The 16,634-nt window shown below is 59.5% G+C and carries 15 protein-coding genes; 10 read left to right on the top strand and 5 right to left on the bottom strand.

The features are described 5' to 3' along the window. The first annotated feature begins 37 nt into the window (after positions 1 to 37). On the top strand, positions 38 to 946 hold the full coding sequence (locus ACID345_RS21660; RefSeq protein ID WP_011524968.1) for a sensor histidine kinase: 909 nt from the start codon (positions 38 to 40) through the stop codon (positions 944 to 946). Continuing rightward, positions 943 to 1,656, top strand: a complete 714-nt coding sequence (locus tag ACID345_RS21655; protein ID WP_011524967.1) for a response regulator transcription factor — start codon at positions 943 to 945, stop codon at positions 1,654 to 1,656. The genes ACID345_RS21660 and ACID345_RS21655 overlap by 4 nt, the downstream gene beginning before the upstream one ends. A gap of 116 nt (positions 1,657 to 1,772) precedes the next feature. Here the strand turns inward: ACID345_RS21655 and ACID345_RS21650 are convergent, their stop codons facing one another. From ACID345_RS21650 to ACID345_RS25975, 4 genes are all read right to left on the bottom strand, one after another. Beyond that, positions 1,773 to 3,071, bottom strand: coding sequence for a PQQ-binding-like beta-propeller repeat protein (locus ACID345_RS21650; RefSeq protein WP_011524966.1), 1,299 nt, complete (start codon positions 3,069 to 3,071; stop codon positions 1,773 to 1,775). A 258-nt stretch (positions 3,072 to 3,329) separates the two neighbouring features. Continuing rightward, entirely contained in the window at positions 3,330 to 4,586 is a 1,257-nt protein-coding gene (locus ACID345_RS21645; protein WP_011524965.1) for a cysteine desulfurase-like protein, read from the bottom strand. Continuing rightward, positions 4,586 to 5,608: a homoserine dehydrogenase gene (locus ACID345_RS21640; RefSeq protein ID WP_011524964.1), complete on the bottom strand. Its 1,023-nt coding sequence runs from the start codon at positions 5,606 to 5,608 to the stop codon at positions 4,586 to 4,588. Before ACID345_RS21640 ends, ACID345_RS21645 begins: the two co-directional genes overlap by 1 nt. Before the next feature lie 217 nt (positions 5,609 to 5,825). Beyond that, a complete protein-coding gene (locus ACID345_RS25975; protein WP_011524963.1) occupies positions 5,826 to 6,269 on the bottom strand; it encodes a c-type cytochrome in 444 nt (147 codons plus the stop codon). Between the two features lie 306 nt (positions 6,270 to 6,575). Here ACID345_RS25975 and ACID345_RS25970 point away from each other — a divergent pair, with 306 nt between their 5' ends. The 8 genes from ACID345_RS25970 (at position 6,576) to ACID345_RS21595 (ending at position 13,980) form a co-directional block, all read left to right on the top strand. Continuing rightward, the gene (locus tag ACID345_RS25970; protein WP_011524962.1) at positions 6,576 to 7,058 is read left to right on the top strand and encodes a response regulator; all 483 of its coding nucleotides are present in this window, start codon (positions 6,576 to 6,578) and stop codon (positions 7,056 to 7,058) included. Positions 7,059 to 7,428: 370 nt separating this feature from the next. Beyond that, a complete protein-coding gene (locus ACID345_RS21625; RefSeq protein WP_011524961.1) occupies positions 7,429 to 7,875 on the top strand; it encodes an arginine repressor in 447 nt (148 codons plus the stop codon). Further along, on the top strand, positions 7,876 to 8,928 hold the full coding sequence (gene argC / locus ACID345_RS21620; RefSeq protein ID WP_011524960.1) for an N-acetyl-gamma-glutamyl-phosphate reductase: 1,053 nt from the start codon (positions 7,876 to 7,878) through the stop codon (positions 8,926 to 8,928). Next, positions 8,925 to 9,710 carry an acetylglutamate kinase gene (gene argB, locus ACID345_RS21615; protein ID WP_011524959.1) on the top strand — a complete coding sequence of 262 codons (786 nt, stop codon included), beginning with the start codon at positions 8,925 to 8,927 and terminating at the stop codon, positions 9,708 to 9,710. The genes argC and argB overlap by 4 nt, the downstream gene beginning before the upstream one ends. A 141-nt stretch (positions 9,711 to 9,851) precedes the next feature. Further along, on the top strand, positions 9,852 to 10,868 hold the full coding sequence (argF, locus tag ACID345_RS21610; protein WP_011524958.1) for an ornithine carbamoyltransferase: 1,017 nt from the start codon (positions 9,852 to 9,854) through the stop codon (positions 10,866 to 10,868). Then, positions 10,861 to 12,078 carry an argininosuccinate synthase gene (locus ACID345_RS21605; protein ID WP_011524957.1) on the top strand — a complete coding sequence of 406 codons (1,218 nt, stop codon included), beginning with the start codon at positions 10,861 to 10,863 and terminating at the stop codon, positions 12,076 to 12,078. Before argF ends, ACID345_RS21605 begins: the two co-directional genes overlap by 8 nt. After that, positions 12,075 to 13,469: an argininosuccinate lyase gene (gene argH / locus ACID345_RS21600; RefSeq protein WP_011524956.1), complete on the top strand. Its 1,395-nt coding sequence runs from the start codon at positions 12,075 to 12,077 to the stop codon at positions 13,467 to 13,469. Before ACID345_RS21605 ends, argH begins: the two co-directional genes overlap by 4 nt. After that, positions 13,456 to 13,980 carry an N-acetyltransferase gene (locus tag ACID345_RS21595; protein WP_011524955.1) on the top strand — a complete coding sequence of 175 codons (525 nt, stop codon included), beginning with the start codon at positions 13,456 to 13,458 and terminating at the stop codon, positions 13,978 to 13,980. Before argH ends, ACID345_RS21595 begins: the two co-directional genes overlap by 14 nt. Before the next feature lie 396 nt (positions 13,981 to 14,376). On the opposite strand, the gene ACID345_RS21590 is transcribed toward ACID345_RS21595, so the two are convergent. Further along, positions 14,377 to 16,530, bottom strand: coding sequence for a winged helix-turn-helix domain-containing protein (locus ACID345_RS21590; RefSeq protein ID WP_011524954.1), 2,154 nt, complete (start codon positions 16,528 to 16,530; stop codon positions 14,377 to 14,379). Between the last annotated feature and the right edge of the window lie 104 nt (positions 16,531 to 16,634).

Below are 16,634 nucleotides of genomic sequence, written 5' to 3'. Positions count from 1 at the left end.
TCGCTTGAATTTCCGCTTCCCGCGCTAAAATCACAGCGTGCCCATCAAGATCACCACGCGCCGCAAAGCCGTTGGCACGGCCCTCACGCTGGGCATCCTGCTCATCGCCGCCGCGGTCACGCTCAACATCAGTTGGATCATCCTCAACTGGCGCGAGTTCTGGATGCTGCTCATAGGAGGCATCTTCTTCCTTGTCATTATCGCGGGCATGATCCTCAACACGATCTTTCTCGTCCGCGAAATCCGCCGCAACGAGCAGCACGACAGCTTCATCAATGCCGTTACCCATGAACTGAAAACGCCCATCACTTCCATCCGCCTCTATCTCGAGACACTAAAGAAACGCAGCGTGGATGAAGAGAAGCGCAAACAGTTCTACGACATCATGCTCGACGACACCGATCGCCTCCTCCGCACCGTCGAGCAAGTCCTCAAAGCCGGATCGCTCGCGCAGAAGCGCGAAGTCCAGAACTTCAAGCCCATCGAGATTGAGCCCATCCTCCGCGACTCCATGGAACTCGTCGCCACGCGGAATCACCTCGCGCCCGAGTTGCTCCACTGGCAGATCGAGCCCATACCAAACGAGCACTATACGGTTCTCGGCGACGCCGAAGAACTCCGCACTGCTTTCCTCAATATCCTCGATAACGCAGTGAAGTACTCGCGCGAGAAGGTCGACATCGGTGTTTCGCTCGTTGCGCCGACGATTGATCAAGTGGAAGTCCGCGTCACCGACAAAGGCGTCGGCATCCCGCGCGGCGAACTCAAGCGCATTTTTAAGCGCTTCTACCGCGCCGCGAATCCCGGTGTGAAAGGAACTGGCATCGGATTGTTCATCGTGCGCGCGATCGTAAAACGGCACGGCGGAAAAGTCAGCGCCGCCAGTGAAGGCGCAGGCAAGGGAACCACGGTTACACTGGAACTGCCACGGATATTCACCACATGAGCCGCATTCTGATCGTCGAAGACGAAGAGCATCTCGCGCGCGGCCTGCAATTCAACCTTCAGGCGGAAGATCACGAAGTCGAAGTCGCCGGTACCGGTGAACTCGCGCTCGACCTACTGCTTAACGAGAAGCAGCACTTCGACGTCATGGTCCTCGACATCATGCTTCCCGGCAAAGATGGTTTCACCGTCGCCCGCGAACTTCGCGACGCCCAGAACTTCATCCCGATCCTGATGCTCACCGCCCGCGGCCGCTCCGAAGACATCCTGCAAGGCTTCGAGGCCGGTACCGACGACTATCTTCCCAAGCCCTTCGAACTCGCGATCCTGACTGCGCGTCTCGACAGCCTGCTCCGCCGCCGTCGCTGGTCGCAGAAAGTCGAAGCGCCCGTGGAACCCGAGGTCCTCCGATTCAACGGCAAGTTTCTCGACTTCGATGCTCTCGAACTCCACGTTGGCGATCAGGTCCACAACCTCACCCTGATGGAAGCCCAGCTTCTTCAATATCTGATCCGGAGTGCCGGCCGCCCCGTCTCACGCAAGTCCATTCTCGAAGAAGTCTGGGGCCTCCACGAAGACACCGACACCCGCGCCATCGACAACTTCATCGTGCGCCTGCGTCGCTACATCGAAGCCGATCCCTCCCATCCCAAACACCTGCAGACAGTCCGCGGCATCGGCTACCGCTTCAACACCCATCCCGAAAACTAACCCTGTCATCCTGAGCGAAGAACCCGCCTAACAATGCGGGTTCGTCGCCGAAGGCCACCTATCGTTTCCCAGCTGTGGGTGCCCCACCCTTCCCGGAGGGAGGGTGGGAGGAGAGATTACCGCACCGCATACACATTCCCGTCGCTGCTGGCAAAGATCACCGTATCCCCACTCACCACCGGCGATCCCAAAATCGCTCCCGTCTTCAACATGATCTGCACCCCCGCCACCATGTCGTCGTAGAAATTCGTATGGAAAGCCGCTTCGTAATTCGGTGTTCCATCGGGCTTCGTGAGTCCGGCGCCGTTGGCCTTCGATCCATCCGTCTCAAATTCCCACGCCAACTTCCCCGACGTCAGATCAATCGCCCGCAGCTTCCCCGCATGCGATCCCAGATACAGCGTATTCCCCGCAATTGCCGGCGACGAGAACACCACCCAATGCTTCCCATCGAAATGCCAAACTTCCTTTCCGTTCAGATCGAGCGCATAAACCAGCCCCGTGTCCGACGTCGCAAAGTACACGCGCCCATCCTTCACCGCCGGCGACGAGATCACCCACGACCCCTTGTTGTTGAACGCCCACTTCTTCTCACCTGTCTTCGCATCCACCGCGTAGAAGTTGGAATCGCGGCACCCGAAGTAAACGACTCCATCGGCCACCGCAGCCGAAGACTGAATGCCCACCTGGTTGTAGATGTCGTGGTCCTCGCCGGTTTTTAACTTCCACTTCTCCTTGCCTGTCGCGGCATCAATCGCGTAGAAGTAGCTGTCCCAACTCCCGACGTACAATGTCCCATCCGCCAGCGCCGGTGACGCATGCACCACATCGCCAGTCTTGAACTTCCACTTCAGCGACCCGTCCGCTGCGTTCAGCGCATACACGTTCGTATCGCCGCTCCCGAAATACACCACTCCCGCAACCACCACCGGCGAAGAGAGATAAGAATCAAACGGGTCCGGCATCGTCTCCGTTACCGGCGTAGATCCATGCAGATGTGGCGCCGCAAATCGCTTTTCCCCGCCGGTCTTGAACTTCCACTTCTCCTTGCCGGTCACCGCATCCACCGCGTAGAAGTTGCCGTCGTACGACGCGACATACACCACGCCATCCACCACAGCCGGCGACGAAACAATCCTCGCCCCGGTCTCGAACTTCCACTTCAGCTTGCCAGTCTCGAGATCGACGGCCAGCAGGTTCCGGCTCGTGCTACCCACATACACCACGCCATTCGCGACCGCCGGGCTGCTGTGAAGCTGCGCCTTCGTCTCGAACTTCCACTTCAGCGAATGAAACTGCGGCGCCCCCGCCGCGTTATACACCCCTGTGTGCTCCGGATTTCCACGGAACATCGCCGCATCCTGGGCCACCGCGATCGTCGAGAAAAGTAACACTGCTACTGCGGATTTCAACATGAGTTCTCCGTGCACAAGCTCGCTTGGAAAGAGACATACGAATGCGAGCTCCTGATGTTGAGTACGTCAGAAATCGGAAAATAGTTTTTGCTCAGGGGCGAGCCGTTAAGAATCTCGGGTCTGTTGTGGGAAAAATGACGCGAGTCGCTAAGTCGCATCCTGCCATTGCAAGGCGGGATTGGCCGATCCCCCAAAGCCTCTGTGTCTCTGTGCCTCTGTGGTGAATATGCAGCACAGGATCTGAATTGCCTGCGGCGCCTATGCCCACTCTCGCAGCGCCTTCAACAACCTTTCCACTTCCGCTGAAGTTGCATAATGCGCCAACCCGATCCGTAGGATCCCGCCATCTTCTTCCACGCCCAACTGTTCCGTCACATTGATCGCGTAGAAGTTCCCATCCCACGTATAAATCCCGAGATCGCCAAGCTTCTTCGACAACTCTGCTGGCGAAAGTTTCGCCATTCGTATTGACACCGTTGGCGTTCGCTCATCCAGCCGGCTCAAATCCCGGATCCCATAAAACGTCAGCCCCGGAATCTCCAGCAGTCCGCCGATAAGCTGCCTCGCCAATTCATGCTCATGCTCTTTCATCCACGCATACGCCGCCGCAATCGCATCCCGCCGCGACTCCGGATGCTTCACCGTCTTCAGCCCGACATCGGCCAGGTACTCCACGCATGCCGTGATTCCCGCAATGCACTCATGGTTCAGGGTGCCCGTCTCCCACCGGTCCGGCAAAGTATCTGCCGCCGGACGCACCTTATACGGCTTCAACCGCAACAGATGCTCATGCTTCCCAAATAGGACCCCCATGTGCGGACCAAAAAACTTATACGTCGAGCACGCGAGAAAATCGCAATCCAGATCGCGCACATCGATGAACCCATGCGGCGCAAAGTGCACGGCGTCCACGAAAACCAACGCTCCCACCGCGTGCGCCATCTCCACAATCTTTTTAATGGGATTGATCGTGCCCACCGCGTTCGACGCAAATCCCACCGCCACAATCTTCGTCCGCCCGTTCAGCTTCGACTGCAAATCCTCCAGATCCAGCGTGCAGTCCTCGGGATGGAACTTCACCGCGTGCACCCTCGCCCCGGTCTCTTCCAGCGCGCGCCACGGCGCTACATTCGCATCGTGATCGAGCAATGTCGTCACGATCTCATCCCCTGCGCGTAAATCGCGGCCCAGCGCGCGGCTCAACGCAAAGGTCAGCGTGGTCATGTTCTGTCCGAACACAATCTCATCCGCATCGCACCCAAGCATGTCGGCCATTGCTGCGTGGGCGTGCTCCAGCACTTCGTCGGTCAGGTGACTGGTATGGAATTGCCCATGCGTGTTCGAGTTCGAATGCACCAGGTAGCCCGAGATCGCGTCAATCACCTGCTGCGGTACCTGAGTTCCACCGGGCGCATCGAAATACACTCGCGGATGCCCGTTGTACGTTTGGCTGAGGGCAGGAAATTGCGCTCGAATCGCTTCCAGGTTCACACTGGCATGTGCACTCGTTGCCATTACGACTCCTTTACCGCTCTCAGAAAATCTGTCAGCAGCCCAAACGCGACTGCATCCAGCCCCGGGTTGATCTCATGGATCGCTAATTCCGGCAGCACATCGGTCTCAAACGAAATCAGTGACGACGTCCCACTCACCTGTGCCAGTGGATCCGTCAGCGGCAGCAACTCCGGCGCAACCCTCGCCCGCAGACGCTCTCCATCGCGCTTCGCGCTGCACACCACTTTATAGCGCTTCCCATCGGTGTGAGCTGCCGCAATCTGCTCCGCCGTGATCTCACCAATCCCGCCGCGTTCCACCTGGTCCGGTTTCATCGGATGCCCCATCAGCACCGTCGCCAACGCCGCGACCTTCACTGCTGCGTCCCACCCGTCAATGTCATTCGACGGATCGCTCTCCGCTACACCAATCTCCTGGCAATGCCGCACCGCGTCCTCAAACGATTGTCCTTGCTCCATTCGCTCCAGGATTACGTTCGTCGTCGAATTCAAAATCCCGCGGAACCCGCGCAGCTCGATCGTCGGCAAGCACTCACGAAACAAGTTGAACACTGGCGCGCCGTCCATTACCGACGACTCGAAGTAAAACTTCCGGTGCATCTGCTTCGCCAGCGTAGTCAGTTCTTCATATCCATGCACCACCGGCCCTTTATTCGCGGAGATCGCATGCGCCCCAAACTCCAGCGCGCATCGCAGATGCTCAATCGCAGGCTGTCCCGTTTGCGGATTCAGCGAGGTCGTCTCAAACACCGCATCCGGCCGCGATGCCAGAATCCAGCTCCGCAGCGAATCCACCTTCAATGCTCCGGAGAAATCTCCCTCCAGAACCTGATCTGGCTCGAAACCCGTAGGATTCACCAGCCATCCCAGCTTGCGGCTCGCAATGCCCGAAATCAGGAAATCCAGGTTATATCGTGTCCCGAGTTCTGCTCGCTTCCGGTCCAGCAACGAGACAAACGTCTTCCCCACGTTGCCGAACCCGACCAACGCAAGGTTGTACACCGCTCTTGTGACTGTGGCCATCCGCGCCTAGGCTAACAGGTCAATTGCGACAAAAAAAGAAGGCGCTCCCTCGCGAGGCGCCTCTCTGTACCAATTCGGTTTGTATCGCACCACGACTTCAGCCGTACCAATGCCTCGCGGCCAGCCCATACCGCCCGCATCTCCATCGCTCTCTCCTGTCATCCAGAGCAAAGCGAAGGATCTGCTGTTCTGCCGTCGTCCAGCACTCCGTAAATGCCTACTTAGCCTGCAACGTCTCGATGTACTTCGCAAGGTTCGCAATCCGCAGTTCCACCTGCGACTGGCTCCCCTGGCTCAGGTTCCGGAATACCGGTCCCCAGACCGGCATATCTTTGCTGCCGTGAGCCGGTGCGTCTGCGTTGCGAATGGATTCCTTCACATGCAGCATCGGATACGTGCCGCCGCTGTTCTTCGCCAGCTTCGTCAAGTCGGTCGGCGGGACCTTCAGTGCTGCCGCTGCCGGGCCATCGCCCTTGGCTGTCGCGCCATGGCACGAAGCACAATACGCGCTGAACATTGCCTTGCCGTCCGCCGGGTTCGTGTGCGGCGCGGCAACTTTATTGATCTCGGGTTTGCTGGAATCTTTCGCGGTGGGGGTTTGCGCGGCAACGAAGAAAGAAAGAATGGCGATCGCCGCAGAAATACAAAGAATGCGTTTCATGTGTCCTCCTGTCGTCCTTTGTGGAGGCGACACACGGACCCGCTCGTCGGGAGAAGCGTCCGCGGGCAGTCGTCTGGTTCGGTTCGCTGCCGGATATCAGTCTCCGCCCCACCCCACGGTTCGGCAGTGATGCCGGTCACATCCATATTCTTTTCTGCCCAGAACGCCAAAGTAGCCCGGAGTCCCGATTCTGGTTTCCGCTTTCCAGAATCCAGACATAAGCCCATCCTTGAAAATCAATAACTCCCTATTTATCAATTCCTTCACTTTGGCGTGACAATTGCCACTGGGCAATAATGAGTCACTATGTCTGACGCCGTCACATCTCCGCGACGCCTTCTGATCGTTGAAGACGAGCCCGCCCTCCTCGCGAACTACAAAGAGTACTTTGAGGCCAGCGGCTTCGAGGTCTCCGCGACAGAAAATCGCGATACCGCAATCGATTGGCTAGGTTGGCAGGAGATTGACGGCGTTCTTAGCGATATCCATCTCACCGGTCGCGATCGCGCCGACGGCCTGGAAATCGCATTCGCTGCCTGGAAGATCGGAGTGCCGGTTTTGTTGATTACCGGCCTCCCCACTGACGATATCTCCAACGATCCTCGCCTCGCGAAGATCGCTGGACTGGTTCGCAAGCCCGTATCGCTGGCTGCGCTTCACGCTCTCGTGGAATCAATGTTGCGCAAGGCTGCCCACGATGAGGCTACGCCCGACCAGACGGAAATACGGGAATTGCTACGAACGTACGCGCCGTGGCTGCTGGCCGCCCCAGGGCCTCCGCAGTCATAGCCGCACGAGTCATGCTCTCCCCCAGCATGGCTTTCTCGCAAGTGACGTTAGTAAGCTTGCTTTTTTGTAAAAACTGCGCTGTGCAGCGCCGTTAGCCCGAAGTTCAGCCCTCCCCCCTGAGTCCCCTCGACGAGCCCCGGCAAAACCGGGGCTCGTCTGTCATCCTGAGCGGAGTTTGGCGAAGCGAAACGGAGTCGAAGGACCCCTGCCCTCTCACAAATCTCTCCCTCTGCGCGCCCTCAATTTTGCCCCCCTCAAATTTTTACAAAGAACCCTTTCCATAACTTGACTCGCCCACTCATTCTTGGAATAATTATTCCAGTGAATGCATATTTATGCATATTGAATTTATGCATATTGAAGAGGATCGATGTCTAAGCTCTCCCGGCACGCCGCAATTCGCGACGCCATCACCAGCCATCCTGTGCAGAACCAGGATGAGCTGCGCCGGCTGCTGTTCAAGCGCGGACATCGTGTAACCCAGGCCACCCTCTCTCGCGACATTCACGAACTCGGCCTCGTCAAAACCGGTGAGGGCTACCAGTTCCCATCTTCCGAAGATGACTCCAATGCTGCCTGGCTTCCCTCCGTCGAGCGTCTCATCCGCGAGTTCGTATACGACGTGAAGATCGCGCAGAACACCGTCGTAGTGAAGACCAGTGCCGGCAGCGCCCAGCCCGTGGCCGCAGCGCTCGACGCCGAAGGCTGGCCCGAAGTCGTGGGCACCGTCGGTGGCGACGACACCATCTTCGTCGTCACCCCAAGCAACAAGGACGCCGAAAAGCTCCAGTCCCGCATCAAGGAGCTCATCGCCTAAATGTCCGCTGCTGTCCAGTCCGCCGTTCTCGGCGCTACCGGCTATTCCGGCTATGAGTTGACCAAGCGGTTGCTCGCGCATCCGTCCGTCAAGCAGCCTGCGCTCTTCCGCGTGAATCCCGATCCCACGCAGTCGCCGAACCTTGCCGACTGGTACCCGCAGCTCTCCGGCAACGGCTACGGCCAGCTCGTGATGGACGCATTCTCGTGGGACGCACTCAAGGCCAAAGGCACGGACGTCATCTTCTTCTGCACCCCGCACGAAGTCTCCCGCGAACTCGCGATCGAAGCGGGCGACCGCGGCTTTCGCGTCGTGGACCTCAGCGGCGCGTGGCGTTTGAAGGAAGCAACTAACCGTGCCGTGTACAAGTTCGAAGATCATGACCCGGCTCAAGCAGCCCTGCTCGACCAGCAGGCCGTCTACGGCAGCCCCGAATTGCATAAATATGCAATCGAAAAAGCAGAGCTCGTCGCCAACCCTGGCTGCTATGCGACCTCGATCATCCTCGCTCTTGCGGCCTGGACCAACGACGGCTTGATCGACCTCGAATTCGGAGTAATCTGCGACTCCAAGTCCGGCGTCAGTGGCGCCGGCAAGGCACCGAGTCCGACGACTCACTTCGTAGAAGTCGCCGACAGCCTCTCCGCCTACAGCGTTTTCGGCCATCGCCACACCGGAGAAATGCTCGAGCAGCTCGGTCTCGAAGCTTCGCAGCTTCAGTTCACGCCGCACTTGCTGCCGATTCCGCGCGGCATTCTCTCGACGATCTACGTTCGCCCGAAGACTGGCGTTACCGCCGAGGTCCTCGAGTACAGCCTGAAAGAATTCGCCGTCGGTAAGCCCTTCGTGCGCGTCTTCGCGCCCGGCAAGCTGCCGCAGATCAAGTACTCGCTGCACACCAACTACTGCGATATCGGCTTCCAGCTCTCGCCCGACGGCTCGCGCGCAGTCCTCGTCTCTTGTCTTGACAACCTAGTCAAAGGCGCAGCCGGACAGGCGATCCAGAACATGAACCTGATGTTCGGCTTCGACGAACGAGAGGGCCTGCAATGAAGATCGTCCTAAAAATCGGCGGCGCCGCCCTCGAAAACAAAGATCTCGTTGGGCAGTTCTGCACCACGGTCGCCTCGCTCGCGAAAGATGGCCATCACGTCCTCGTCGTGCATGGCGGCGGCGCAGCCCTCAGCCGAACTCTCAAGGAACTCGGCATCGAGCCCAAGTTCCTCAACGGCCTCCGCGTCACCGACGCCCGTACCCGCGACGTCGCTCTCATGGTTCTCGGCGGCCTGCTCAACAAGCAGCTTGCAGCAGCGATCGGCGCTGTCGGCCAGCCCGCCATCGGGCTCTGCGGCAGCGATCTTCATCTCTGCGTCGCCCGCAAGAAGCCACTCGCGGAAGATCTTGGTTTCGTCGGCGAAATCGCCAGCGTGAACGAAGAAGCCATCGCGCACCTCTGGGCAAACAACGCCGTGCCTGTCGTAGCCAGCCTCGCGCAGGGCGCCGACGGCGAGTTCTACAACATCAACGCCGACGAGATGGCTTCGGCCCTTGCCGCTGCCTGCATTGCGGACACATTAATTTTTCTCACCGACGTGCCTGGAGTGAAAGATGCGAACGGAGATGTGCTCAACCGTCTCGGCCTCGATCGCATCGAATCTCTTATCGCCAACGGAATCGTGAGCGGCGGCATGTTGCCGAAGCTCGAAGCCTGTAAACGCGCCCTCCAAGCCGGAGTCGGTAGCGTACGAATTTTGCCCGCGACGAAAGCAGAAGCCCTGCCGTCGCTCTTCGAATCACCCATAGCCTTCGGCACCGAACTGGTGGCCACTGTATGAGTTCTGTATCAGGGCAGCGCTTTAGCGCTGCCGAACGAGCACGCTTTGTATCAGGGCAGCGCTTTAGCGCTGCCGAAACAAGCTTCATTCGTTTTTGGGCTTTAGCCCCTGCACCACTGAATCAGCTGTAAAGGAGCAACCATGACAACCCTACCGATGGCGCACATCACGCCCCGCAAGGTCACTTCGGTCAAGAACACCAACGACCGCGACCTCGTCTCCATCACCGACTTCACGCCCGAGGAGATCACCTCTGCACTCGATCTCGCCTCCGCGATGAAGGTCCACCCTGCGGACTTCCGCGGCGCGCTCGCCGGCAAGCAAGTCGTCATGTTCTTCGAGAAACCGTCGCTCCGTACCCGCATCACCTTCGAGTCCGGCATCAGCTCTCTCGGCGGCGTCTCCTTCTTCGTGGACCAGGGCGCCTCGCGCCTCGGTGCGCGCGAACCGCTCAGCGACATCGCGCACAACCTCGAGCGCTGGGTCGATGGCATCGTTCTGCGCACCTTCGCGCACGATACCTGCTCCGTCATGGCCGAGCACTCATCGATCCCCGTGATCAACGCGCTCAGCGACCACGAGCATCCCTGCCAGGCGCTCGCCGACGTCCTCACCTTGAAGGAACACTTCGGCTCGCTGCGCAAACTGAAGGTCGCCTTCGTCGGCGACGGCAACAACGTGGCGCACTCGCTCATGCTCGCCTGCGCCAGCGTCGGTGCCAACCTCACCGTCGGCACGCCGAAGGGCTATGAGCCCAGCGTGCAAGTCCTCAAGCAGGCGCAGAAAATTGCCAAGTCCACCGGCGCCACGATCGACGTCACCACCGACGCCGTCGCTGCCGTCACCGGCGCGCAAGCTATCTACACCGATGTCTGGGCCAGCATGGGTCAGGAATCCGAAGCTGCCGAGCGGCAGCAGATATTCCTGCCCTTCCAGGTCAATGCCAAGCTCATGTCGCAGGCCGCGAAGAAGGCGAAATTCATGCACTGCCTGCCCGCGCACCGTGGCGACGAAGTCACCGCCGACGTGATAGATTCTCCAAGCTCCGTAGTCTTCGACCAGGCCGAAAACCGGCTCCATGCTCAGAAGGCCATCTTATTAATGTTGCTCGGTGGCGGAACCGCTCACCGCTTCCCCTCAAGGAGTGCCCATGCGTGAAAAAATCGTTCTTGCTTATTCCGGAGGCCTTGATACCTCCATCATCATTCCTTGGCTGAAGGAAAACTATAGCTGCGACGTCATTGCCATGGTTGGTGACGTCGGACAGGGCGACGACATCGATGCCGTCGTAGCGAAGGCTCATAAAACGGGCGCTTCCAAAGTCATCGTAAAGGACCTCCGCGAGGAGTTCCTCACCCAGTACGTCTATCCCGCGATCTCCACCGGCGCGGTCTACGAGCACAAGTATCTGCTCGGAACTTCGCTCGCACGTCCGCCGATCGCGAAGGCGCAAGTCGAAGTCGCACTCGCCGAAGGCGCCACTGCGGTCTCGCACGGCTGCACTGGCAAGGGCAACGACCAGGTCCGCTTCGAACATGCCTTCCAGGCGCTCGCGCCGGAACTCAAGATCATCGCTCCCTGGCGCGAATGGACGCTGAAGTCCCGCGAAGATTGTCTCGACTACGCCGAAGCCCATGGCATCTCCGTTGCGCAGAGCCGCGAGAAGATCCACTCCCGCGATCGCAACTTGCTGCACGTTAGCCACGAGGGCGGGGAACTCGAAGATCCCAACAACGCTCCACTCGATACCACTTGGACGTGGACCAAGTCCCCGCAGGAAGCGCCCGATCGCGTCGAAGAAGTCACCATCGGATTCGAAGGCGGCGTGCCGGTTTCCATCAACGGCATGAAGCTCGAACCGCTCGCGCTCATCGAGTTGCTCAATGAAATTGGCGCGCGCAACGCCATCGGCCGCATCGATCTCGTCGAGAACCGCTTCGTCGGCATCAAGTCGCGTGGCTGCTATGAGACCCCCGGCGGATCTCTGCTGCTCGCCGCGCATCGCGAACTCGAGGCCCTCTGTCTCGATCGCGACACCCTGCACTACAAGCAGGAAGTCGCGCTCAAGTGGGCGGAACTCGTGTACTTCGGCCTCTGGTTCACGCCGCTGCGCGAATCGCTCGACGCTTTCGTCGCGAGCACGCAGAAGAACATTGCCGGCGCCGTGAAGCTCGCCCTCTACAAGGGCAACATCGCCGTAGCCGGGCGCACCTCGCCCAAATCGCTCTATCGTCCCGACATCGCCAGCTTCACCATGGGTGCGGGCTACGACCAGAAGGACGCCGAAGGCTTCATCCGCATTCTCGGACTGCCCGCGCGTTCGCGTGCGCTCATCGAGAACGCCGGCAAAGAAAAGGTGTCGAAATGAAGATGTGGTCCGGGCGCTTCTCTCAGTCTCTCGACCCCGAGTTCGAGAGCTGGCAGAGATCGCTGCCCTTCGACAAAAAACTGCTGAGGCATGAGGTCGCCGCCAGTGGCGCCCATGCCACAGCCTTGGCCAAGGCCGGCGTGTTGAGCAGCGAAGAACTCGCGCTCATCAAGTCCGGCCTCGCGCAGATCGCCCGCGACGGCGCGCCCGATGCCGACGATCCCAGCATTGAAGATGTGCATCACTTTGTCGAATCGCGTCTCATTGAGATCGCCGGCGAAGTCGGCCGCAAGCTCCACACCGGACGCAGCCGCAACGAGCAGATCGCCACTGACCTGCGCCTCTACGTGCGCGAACAGATCGATGAAACCACTCTTCTTATCGCCGACGTCATCGCCGCTCTCATCGAGCGCGCTGAATCTGTTGGTGAAGCCGCCATGCCGTCGTACACGCATCTCCAGCGCGCCGAGCCCGTGCTGATCGCGCACTGGCTGCTCGCTTACGCGGAAATGTTCTTCCGCGACATCACCCGTCTCGCCGATTGCCGCAAGCGCGCCAACCTCTGCCCGCTCGGCTCCGCTGCTGTCGCTGGAACCTTCGTCGCCCTCGATCGTGGTTACATCGCCACGCTCCTCGGTTTCGACGCTCCCACCGCCAACTCCATAGACGCCACCAGCGATCGCGACTTCGCCATCGAATTCGTGCAATCGCTCAGCGTCATCGGCCTGCACCTCAGCCGCATGGCCGAAGAGATGATCCTCTTCGCCACCACCGAATTCGGTTTCCTCCAGTTGCCGGAACAGTTCGCCACCGGCAGCAGCGCCATGCCGCAGAAGAAGAACCCGGATTCTCTCGAACTCGTCCGCGGCAAGTCTGCAGCACTCTTAGCGCACGCCATGCAGTTGGCGGTCACGCTCAAAGCTCTTCCGCTTGCCTATAACAAGGACATGCAGGAGACTCAGCAGCCCGTCTTCGCCAGCGCCGAAGAGTGCATTGCCATGTTGCGCATCACCGCCGGCTTCCTCCGCGCCGTAAAGTTCAACACGGCTGTCATGCACACCGCTGCCAGTACCGGCTACATGAACGCCATGGCTGCCGCGGGATACCTCGTGCAGCAGGGAATTCCATTCCGCCGCGCCCACGAACTCATTGGCGCCGCGGTGAAGCTCGCCGTCGAAAAACACTGCGAACTCCACGACCTCAGCGCCGACGATCTACGCAACCTCGGCATCGCCGCGGACGACAGCTTCTACGCCGCTCTGCAACTACCCGCCGTGCTCGCCCAGAAGAATGTCGCTGGCGGCACCGCTCCCAATCAGGTATCGACGGCCCTCAAGGCTGCAAAGAAAAAGCTCATTGCTATTGGGGAGGTGCAACATGTCAGTGCGTAACGCCGTTCTTCGCGATGCCGCCCGCATCGACGAACTCATTCGCGCTCACACGTCCGATGGCACCCTGCTGCCGCGCACGATGACCGAGATCTGCGCCGACATCCGTGACTTCGTCGTCGCCGAGATCGATGGCAAAATTGTCGGCTGCGGCGCGCTACACCTCTACGGCATGCACCTCGCCGAGATCCGCTCAATCAACATCCTCAATGAGTATCGTGGTCGCAAACTGGGCGTCGAAATCGTCAACGCGCTCCTCGAAGAAGCCAAGCACCACGACGTCACCTGCGTCTGCCTCTTCACCCGCGTGCCCGAATTTTTCGGAAGCCTCGGTTTCAAGGAAGCCGATCGCGACCGCCTTCCCGACAAGGTCTACAAAGACTGCATGCGCTGCCCAAGAAACCAGGCCTGCGATGAAATCGCCATGTACCGCGGCAAGCTCCCCAAGCTAACCAATATGCCCAAAGGCTACCGCCCCAGTGACATAGTCCGCCTGGTCACCATCGCTCACTAGCTCTCACAAGGGTGCCCCGTTCTTATCGCGAAGCGATAGGGCGGGGTCTTTGCTTTTGATTTTGTTTTTGGATTTCTGTCATCCTGAGCGGAGCGCACGCAGTGCGCGCAGTCGAACGACCCCTATCGCCCCACGACTCTTTCCCACATGACGTGTGTTCTACCCACGTTGCTGTTTCTAAGCACGCATTCTGCTGTGTATCAGGGCATCGCTTCAGCGATGCCGAAAAAAGCCCTCAAAGGAAATGGGCTTTCGCCCCTGTCGCCTCACGACTCTTTCCCACATGCCGTGCGTTCTATCCACGTTGCTGTTTCTAAACACGCTTCCTGCTGTGTATCAGGGCATCGCTTCAGCGATGCCGAAAAGAGCCCTCAAAGGAATGGGCTTCAGCCCCTGCTATCGGAACCCATCCACCAGCGTAATATGGCTCCCCGCCTCAACCCGATCGTTGTACAAGAGCGTCTTCCCATCCGGCGTAACCGATAGCCCCGAAAACGGCGGCAGCCCTCGTTCAAGTACATGCACGCGAGTCGGATGCGTCCCATCCAATTCGGCGAACTCAATCGACATCTTCCCGCCGGTCTCGTTCAGGTAATAAATTCCATTCGGGGTCAGCGACCAATATCCCCAGTACGCTTCCGGCGGCTGATTCATGATCTTCTGTTCGTCGCCACCGCTTACCGGCATCCGGAACAGTCCCACCGCGTCCGGCTTCGCGAAGTACAGCCACTTGCCGTCGAAGGATTCCTGCCCAACGAATCCGCCATGCTTCGTAACCTGTTGCGGAGTTCCGCCTTCGCTCGGCGCCTTCCAAATTTGCCAAGCCCCGCCGCGGTTCGACGCAAAATAAACCCACTTTCCATCGCTCGACCAATTCGGCAGAATGTCGTTGAAATCCCCGTCCGTCACGGCTTTCGGCTGCCCGCCATCCAATCGCAGCGCATAGATGTGCGAACGTCCCTCCGGCCGCGCGTCGAAGGCCAACTGCTTTCCATCCGGCGACCACGAAGGGCTCCCCGTCAGCGACTTCTCAAACGAAGTCACCCGCTCCGGATTTTTCCCATCGCTGCCCGCAACCCAAACTTCCTGCGTCCCCGATCGCCACGACTGGAACGCCACGCGACTTCCATCCGGCGAAAGCTTCGGCGCAGAATCCTGCTGCGTCGAACTCAAGATCGTCGTCGCCGCGCTCTTTGGTGCTTTCAAATCCAGGCGGTGGATCCCGTAAATCGAACTCCCCTGCGTGTAAGCCAAGTGATCGCCATTCCGTGAAACGCTAGGCCCGAATGCATCTTCTGTGCCCACGCCAATGCGCTCGGCCGTGCCGCCTGTCGCCGGAATCCGCCATAGCGAAAACTTTCCCGCACGGTTCGACGAGTACACAATCGACTTCCCATCCGCCGCCCAACTGATGCTCGCCATCATGCGGCCATCGTTCGTCAGTCGCGTTGGTTCGCCGCCCGCCGCATCCATCACGTACAGGTCCTGTACCCATCCCTCAGACCCGCGGACGAACGCAATCTTCTTTCCATCTGGTGAGAACGCCGGCCCGCTGTCGCCGTCCCACAACTTCGGTGGTGACGTAATCGCCTTTGCCGTCCCCGTTTCCAGATCCAGTTCGAAAATCGAGCTTGGCGAGTTCGCACTCTTCCCATCGGAGAAGATCAGCCGTTTTCCATCCGGCGACCACGAGAGCGCATTGCGCTCCCACTCCACGATCCCCGTCGGCGTAAAAACCTTGTGCTCCGCCCCACCCAGCGCCGGCACCATAAAGATGCCGCGGTCCGTGTCCGTATATCTTAGGAACGCAATGGACCGTCCATCCGGCGACCACGTCGGGCTGTAATCCTGCCCGGCGTCGTGCGTAAGCTGCAGCGGTGTCTCCGACCCGATGATCTTTACGTAGATGTTCCGGTTCTCTCCGCCCTCGCCATTCCACACGAACGCCACTTGGTTCCCATCCGGCGAAAACGCCGGTTGCGTCTGCGATCCCGGATACGACGTGAAGGGAATCGTCCTGTAGCTCTCCTCCGGCCCCGGTTGGGCTACCGGCGGACGAGTAGCTCGTATCGCGAAGTAAACCACGGCAATCGCCAATACGCCGACCGCAACAATCCACGGCGCCAGGTTCTTCCGCGGCGTCTCAGCGGTCTTCAGAGGAGGCGTCTCCACCGTCGCCGCCTCAACCGTTGCCGTCGACCCATTCGACGACCCATTCTTTGGAGGCGCGGCCTTGTCGAACACCACCGGCGCAATCAGCCGGTAGCCCGATTTCGGGATCGTCTGGATGATCTTCGGCGCGCGCGCATCGTCGTCCAGCACTCGCCGGATCTCCGAGATGCAACGCGTCAACACGTCGTCGCTGACGAACGTGTCCGACCAAACTGCGTGGATCAGATGTTCCTTGGAGAGAACTTCATCCGAGTGTGCGGCCAACTCCACCAGGACTTGCATCACCTTCGGTTCAAGATGGAAGGAGTGGTTCTGACGCCTTACTTGGTTGATCTGAGGCTCGACCTCCCAATCTGCGATATGGAACGAGCCCTTCACCTACGCCGCCTCACAGAGTTCCTCAAAGCCGATTATACCTAGATTTTTCGCGGGTTTGCGCCCCATGTTACAGCCCGTTGTAACGTCCCGAAACTCCACCCTCA

It is taken from the genome of Candidatus Koribacter versatilis Ellin345, from assembly GCF_000014005.1.
GTDB classification, from domain to species: Bacteria; Acidobacteriota; Terriglobia; order Terriglobales; family Acidobacteriaceae; genus Korobacter; species Korobacter versatilis_A.
Note: the sequence above shows the minus strand (reverse complement) of the source record. Positions and strands in the feature narration are given on the sequence as shown.